Below are 6,911 nucleotides of genomic sequence, written 5' to 3'. Positions count from 1 at the left end.
CGTTTGATTTTCCAATACGCTTCCTTCAACAACAGCCGTGCATTGCACTTCTTCTTGGGTGCATGGCCGGTAATCGGAATCTGGTTTACTGCTCTGGGTGTCAGCACGATGGCTTTCAACCTGAACGGTTTCAATTTTAACCAGTCGATCGCTGATTCGCAAGGTCGGGTGATTGGGACTTGGGCTGATATTATCAACCGCGCTAATTTGGGTATGGAAGTGATGCACGAGCGCAATGCTCACAACTTCCCGCTCGATTTGGCTGCTGGTGTGGCTGCTCCTGTGGCTATGACTGCTCCTGCTATCAATGGTTAATTGGTAGAAATTAGCTAGCTAACAAAAAAGCGCTCTCCTTTCAGAGAGCGCTTTTTTGTTTTGGCTATTTGTTCAAAGTTAGGTTATACAGCAGAAAGCTTTGCAACTTCTTGCAAAGCTTTCTAATCTTTGGGAAAATTGATTAGCCAATTCTTCAAGCCTTACGTAGAAACCGGGTTTTTTCAAGAAACCCGGTTTCTCTGTACCTCACTAACTTGAAAAGGGCTGTATTTAGTCAGGACGAATGGGGCTGTAAAAATGCAAAGTTGCCGATTTTTGCATAGAGTTGTTGACGAGTTGGTGGTGAAACCTCCTTCGCTCAAATCGGTTTCTTGATGTCCGGTGGCATCGGTAGCGTAAGCGTGATGCGAGAAATTGTCTGTTGTCATCGAGGGTTAAATTTTAACCACAGATGAAGACAGATGAACACAGATGAACACAGATAAGAGAGTTATTTTTTTTAGACAACCGATGCCACCGGACATGATATCACACCAGAAGAAAGCCACAAATTCAGAGAAGCAATTTCTGAACAGTTTGGCATCAAGTTGAGAGAACGAGATTTACCCGCAAAAAATGAGGACGAAAAGTATGAATTAATTTCGCTCAAACTTCACCCGAAAGTTCTAGCTTGGGCGATAGAAGAATCCAAAAAAAGAGGTATTGGCTATCAAACAGTGATTAATGAGGTACTTTTAGAGAGAATTAGCTGATAGCGATCGCAGAAACCCGGTTTCTTTGAGTTATACTGTTCGCGGTCGGAAAGTGAGCTTTTTTACCGCAGTAGGGGCTTTGTTTATTGGCCATCACGGTGACAACCTGAAAACATGAGAAAAACCTTTGTCCTGGCTATGTTGGGATCTGCGTTCGCTAGCGGCGGTGCAGGTGCAATAGTTGCTTTGCGAACTCCGGTAGATCTGCTCCCACAAGTTCTCTATTCAACTTTAAAAAAGCAGCCTCTAGCAACGGAAACTGCTTCTGCAACAGGAGAAGTTTTACTGAAAAATAAGACAACCGATCTCAATACAGCCAACCGTCCTGAAAGTCAAGATGCAAGTCTGATTAGTCACACAAAAGAGTCGGCGCGTTTTGGGCGCATCATGCAGTATGCTGTGGAGCAAAAATTGCCCGATCGCGAAATGGGGGATATTATGCAGGCGATCGCACAGCAATTTCTGGGGGCACAGTATAAGGCAAACTTATTAGATGGGTCGCCGGAAGAGACTCTCACGATCTCGCTGGATAAGTTTGACTGCGTGCTTTTTGTGGAAACGGTGCTGGCTCTAGCTCGCGGTGTAGCGGTGAAAGATTATGCCTATCAAACATTTAGCGATCGCATTGTTAACGAGCGTTATCGCGATGGTCAATTGAACGGATATTGCAGCCGATTGCACTATTTTGTTGAATGGATATTTGATAATCAAAAACGCGGTAATGTGGCAGACATCGCGCCGCAATTGGGTGGTGTTTCCCTGCATAAAAAGCTCAACTTTATGAGCAAAAACAGAAGTCTGACTCCACCAATTGCCAACAACGATGCCAATTATCACTGTCTCGTAGAAACGGAAAAGAAACTTGACGAACTAAGCATCAATTATATTCCGATTAACCAGATTCGTAGAGTTTACGCTCAACTGCAACCGGGTGATGTTGTAGCAGTTGCTACTAGCATTGAGGGACTAGATGTAACTCACACTGGTCTAGTTTATCGTAACCAAAACGGCAACATCGGTATTATCCATGCTTCGCCCAGCGGCACAGTCAGAATTTCCCGCGATTTACAGGTGTATGTAGGTAATATTAAGAATGCGATCGGTATTATGGTAGCTCGACCCAGCGATCCGCGCCCACTGCTAAGAAGGGGCTAGCTAAAAAGGCTGGACTCTAAGCTGCTGACCGAATTTGTTGTTGAATTGGAATTTCAATGACGAATTCTATCCCTTGTCCTGATGTAGGCTGGCAATACAATCTACCCCCATGCTTTTCTACGATAATTTGGTAACTAATAGATAACCCCAATCCAGTTCCTTTACCGATTGGTTTAGTGGTGAAAAATGGATCGAACAGCTTTGCTTGTATCGTTTCACAAACCCCAAAACCGTTGTCGCTAATGTGAATAGCAACCCAGTTATCGCCAATAATTTTTGTAGAAATCTTGATGTGGTTTGGTTGCTGTTTTATTTCGGCAAACGATCGCTTTTGGTTATATTCATCCAAAGCATCGATCGCATTAGAAATAATATTCATAAATACTTGATTGAGTTGTCCGGCATAACATTCTACTGGGGGAAGCTGACCGTAATCTTTTACTATTTGAATTTCAGGATGCTCTGGTTTTGCTTTTAGACGATGATGCAGGATGGTGAGCGTACTATCAATTCCTTCATGAATATTTATTGCTTTTACATCTGCCTCATCTAAGCGAGAAAATATTCGCATAGACTTGACAATCTCTTGGATGCGTTGCGTTCCTAAGTTAATTGATTTAAGAACTTTGATGAAATCTTCCTGCAAAAAATCTAGTTCTATCTCATCCATTGCTGCTTGAATCCGAGGGGTTGGATTTGCATAGTCTTCTTGATATAAATCTAGAATTTTTAGTAAGTTTTGCGCGTATTCTTGAGCATAACCTAGATTGCCAGAAATAAAATTTATCGGATTATTGATTTCATGAGCAATTCCAGCTGCTATTTGTCCTAAGCCAGACATTTTCTCGCTTTGAATTAACTTGACTTGCATTTGTTGCAAATCATTATATGCTTGGCTGACTTCTGCAACTTTCTGTTCCAACAGGGTATTTTTTTCTTCTAATTTTTCAGCTAGAATGTGAACTTTTAAATGCAGCTTGACGCGAGCTAACACTTCCTCCTGCTGGAAGGGTTTGGTAATATAATCTACAGCCCCAATTTGAAACCCTTCTACTTTATTAGCCGTGTCCGAGAGAGCAGTCATAAATATAATAGGAATCTGCTTGGTTTCTGGATTAGCCTGTAATCGACGGCAGGTTTCAAATCCATCAATCTCTGGCATCATAACATCCAGTAAGATTAGATCGGGTAAGGCATATTTCACCCGTTCCAGGGCTTTCTTGCCAGATTTCGCTACCCAAACCTCAAATCCTTCCTGACCTAAAGCATCGGATAGTACGCCTAAGTTGGCCGGATTATCATCAACAATAAGAATTGAACCAGTTGGTTGAATTGCTAAATTCATAAGCCTTACTTGTAGGAGTGAATAAAGGTGACAATCTCTTCATCTTGAAATTCCTTTGCCATCTGATGCAATTTGTGAGCAAAGGGAATGTATTTGGGGTCTGTTTCTTCCAGCAATAACGCCTGTTTAACTATTTCTCTAAAATTGCCTTTCATCGCTAACTCATATAGCATTTCTATTTGCATAGCAGGCGGGGCAATTAGATCGTTGGTGTCTGAGGCGATCGCATCTAACGGATCTTCATTGGCTTCGTAAAGCCATTCCAACTGAAGATACTGTTGAATTTTTTGCAAGAGCTCTATGGCTTGAATCGGTTTGGGCAGAAAGTCGTTGCCTCCCGCTTCTAAGCTTCTGTATCGATCGGTCTCAAAGACGCTGGCAGAAGAGACAATTATGATGAGGTCTTTAAATTGTTCCGATTCTCGAATCAGCTTAATCAACTCGAAGCCATCTATTTTGGGCATTAATAAGTCCGTAATCACTAAATCTGGCTGAATTTCGAGAATTTTTTGCCAGCCTTCTTGTCCGTGAACTGCTTCAGATAACTCAAAGCCGATCGGACTGAGCAAATTGGTAATTACCGATCGGTTAGCCCATTTATCATCAATAACTAGAATCTTTGGCTGGCGGTCTTTGATGCCGATAATCTGACCTCGATCGTCGGTTTGAGATGCTTTCACCCATTCATCGGCTGGAGGCAAACTGACATCGAACCAGAAAATACTGCCAACATTCATCTCACTGTGAACTTCAATGGTACTGCCCATTAGTTCTACAATCCTTTGGCTAATTGCCAGTCCCAGCCCGGTGCCTTCTGTCTGCCGCCTGCGATCGCCAACTTGCTCGAAAGGCTGAAAGATAGTTTGGAGTTGATCTCGTGCAACACCGATACCCGTATCGCGTATTTCAAAGCGAATTTTTTCTTCGGTTGCAAAACTGACCGTAAAAGTGACACTACCCGCATCTGTAAATTTAATAGCGTTGCTCAAAAGATTAATTAGCACTTGTCGCAAGCGTTTTTCATCCGCACGAATACCGATCGGTATTTCGGAAGTCGATTGAAAATGGAAGTGAATTCCCTTAAGTTCAGCCCGGATGCGACACATTTCCGCTACACCTTGCAGAAAGGCTGGAAAATGGAAATCCGTGGTGATTAATTCTACTTTCTGTGCTTCTATCTTCGATAAATCGAGAATGTCATTGATTAAAGTCAATAAATGGGAACCGCACTTATAAATGACATCGATGCGCGCTCGTTCTTCTTCTTTTAAGAATTTAGAACGTTGCAGAATTTGAGCATAGCCCATAATGCCATTCAGCGGCGTCCGCAACTCATGACTCATGTTGGCAAGGAATTCACTTTTGGCGCGACTGGCGGCTTCCGCCGCTTCCTTGGCTTTTGCCATTGCGAATTCTGCTTGTTTGCGATCGTGGATATCAGTGCAAGTGCCAACCCACTCGCGAATGCTGCCATCTTCATTCAGAATTGGTACTCCTCTACCTTGGAAATAGCGATAGTTTCCATCTGCGGCGCGGATTCGATATTCTATGTCATATAAGTTTTTCGCTTGCACTGCTTCCATCCAGACCTGAGAAGTTTGTTCCCGATCGTCCGGGTGCATGGCATCTAACCAGCCAAAACCAACCACTTCCTCTACGGTTTGTCCGGTGTAAGCTCTCAGACTCGGTATATCCGGGCAGCGCCCTTCGGCATCTGCTGTCCAAACAATTTGGGATGTGGCGGCAATTAGCGATCGATAGCGTTCTTCGCTTTGTTTGAGAGCATCTTCCGCTTGTTTGCGATCGGTAATATCTCGTGTTGTGGCGATGACACCGAGAATATTGCCGTGAGCATCCCGCCAAGGAGCCTTTGTAGTCAAAAAGGTTGTAGGGTTTTCATCATGAGAAGAGATATATTCCTCGTAACTCTCAGTGATTCCTGCTGCCATGATTTGGCGATCTTTTGCCATCATTTCACGCGCAGTGTCAGGCGACATTAATTCCAAATCATCTTTGCCGATGATTTCTTTAATTGGCTTGCCCAAGAAGTTTGCCACATTGGAGTTAATGGCAACATAACGCCCTTCTCGATCTTTAACAACAATGATGTCTGGCGTACTTTCCAAAATAGAGTTTAGCAGTGCGTTGCGTTCGCGCAAGGCGGCTTCGGCTTGTTTGCGATCGGTAATATCCGTGTTAGCTCCCACCCATTCCTTAATTGAACCATCCGCGTTCAGAATTGGTACAGCACGACAAATCATGTAGCGGTATTGCCAGTCATAGCGACGCATCCGGAATTCAACTTCATACACCGATCGATTAACCACAGCCACCGACCACGCATTGCTAACTTGTACCCGATCGTCTGGATGTATACTCTTTAACCAGCCCAAGCCTTTGTATTCATTAAACGTTAGTCCTGTAAATGCGCTCCAAGTAGGTTGATCGGTAACCAGTTCGCCATCTGCATTCGCGATCCAAATAATTTGGGCGGTAGCTTCCATCAAAGAACGAAATCTTGCTTCGCTTTGTCTGAGAACATCTTCTGCTGCTTTGCGATCGCGAATATCCCGCGTAATAGTGCCAATCCCTATAGGTTCATTAGTTTGTGGATTTTTGATCGGGAATAGGGTGTAGTCTACGGAAATAGGTTGACCTGTTACGAAATGTCTGAAGCGGTAATCGCCCCGCCAACCCCCATCTTGCATTAGCGTAGGAAGAATTCGTTGCTGTACGAACTCCAGATCTTCTGGCATGAAGAAATCGCTGATGTGTTTGGTTCTGGCTTCTTCTAAATTACTCAGTCCCACCAAATCTATCCCCGCTTGATTGACAAGCATCGGACGACCTTCCATTGAGGCAACGCCAATAAAGTCACGGCTGTTTTCGATCGTCGTCGCCAGCAATTGCCGTTCTTGTTCTACTTTTTTGCGATCGGTAATTTCAATTACCATCCCACCCAGACCAAAAACCAGGCCATTTTCATCCCACAAAGGATAGTAAGATACCTGCCAGTAGCGAGTTATTCCCGGTTCTTTCGGCGTTTCACCCATTAATTCATAGTCAAGCATCGGCTTACCCGTATCCAGGATTGCTTGCAAAAATGGTTCCACCGTCGGAGCCAATTCTGGCAACACTTCACGCACCGACCTGCCAAGATGCTCGGCCACAGATGGCCCATTAATCTCTGCCAGCGTTTCGTTAATTTGGACGTACCGAAGTTGGCGGTCAAAAATCACCAGTCCGGCATTCGATGCCGCAAAAAAAGCGTCGAAGTAAGCCTGTCGCGACGCTGGTGCTGTTGCGCTCGCCTGGTTTTTCTTTGGTGGGGATTTGCTCATATTGGATTTTGCATTTCAGACTAATTTTAGAGCTTCTGTCAA

Annotated in this window: 4 protein-coding genes and 1 pseudogene; 2 read left to right on the top strand and 3 right to left on the bottom strand. The window is 44.0% G+C overall.

From position 1 onward, the window contains the following. Window positions 1–315, top strand: a pseudogene (locus tag LAY57_RS17985) (photosystem II q(b) protein); the annotation flags it as partial. Between the two features lie 182 nt (window positions 316–497). Here the strand turns inward: LAY57_RS17985 and LAY57_RS17980 are convergent. After that, entirely contained in the window at window positions 498–704 is a 207-nt protein-coding gene (locus tag LAY57_RS17980; RefSeq protein ID WP_249068176.1) for a hypothetical protein, read from the bottom strand. 438 nt (window positions 705–1,142) lie between these two features. On the opposite strand from LAY57_RS17980, the gene LAY57_RS17975 reads away from it, so the two are divergent. After that, entirely contained in the window at window positions 1,143–2,183 is a 1,041-nt protein-coding gene (locus LAY57_RS17975; protein ID WP_249068175.1) for an N-acetylmuramoyl-L-alanine amidase-like domain-containing protein, read from the top strand. Window positions 2,184–2,199: 16 nt separating this feature from the next. Here the strand turns inward: LAY57_RS17975 and LAY57_RS17970 are convergent, their stop codons facing one another. Both LAY57_RS17970 and LAY57_RS17965 read right to left on the bottom strand, forming a co-directional pair. Beyond that, on the bottom strand, window positions 2,200–3,528 hold the full coding sequence (locus LAY57_RS17970; RefSeq protein WP_249068174.1) for a hybrid sensor histidine kinase/response regulator: 1,329 nt from the start codon (window positions 3,526–3,528) through the stop codon (window positions 2,200–2,202). Window positions 3,529–3,533: 5 nt separating this feature from the next. Continuing rightward, window positions 3,534–6,869 carry a PAS domain S-box protein gene (locus LAY57_RS17965; protein WP_249068173.1) on the bottom strand — a complete coding sequence of 1,112 codons (3,336 nt, stop codon included), beginning with the start codon at window positions 6,867–6,869 and terminating at the stop codon, window positions 3,534–3,536. Between the last annotated feature and the right edge of the window lie 42 nt (window positions 6,870–6,911).

This window comes from Argonema antarcticum A004/B2 (assembly GCF_023333585.1).
Classification (GTDB): domain Bacteria; phylum Cyanobacteriota; class Cyanobacteriia; order Cyanobacteriales; family Aerosakkonemataceae; genus Argonema; species Argonema antarcticum.
This window is presented reverse-complemented; position numbering and strand designations above follow the sequence as displayed.

Excerpts from the sequence above, each read along its gene's own strand:
- LAY57_RS17980 (WP_249068176.1), bottom strand. The coding sequence starts at position 704 with ATGACAACAGACAATTTCTCGCATCACGCTTACGCTACCGATGCCACC.
- LAY57_RS17975 (WP_249068175.1), top strand. The coding sequence starts at position 1,143 with ATGAGAAAAACCTTTGTCCTGGCTATGTTGGGATCTGCGTTCGCTAGC.
- LAY57_RS17970 (WP_249068174.1), bottom strand. The coding sequence starts at position 3,528 with ATGAATTTAGCAATTCAACCAACTGGTTCAATTCTTATTGTTGATGAT.
- LAY57_RS17965 (WP_249068173.1), bottom strand. The coding sequence starts at position 6,869 with ATGAGCAAATCCCCACCAAAGAAAAACCAGGCGAGCGCAACAGCACCA.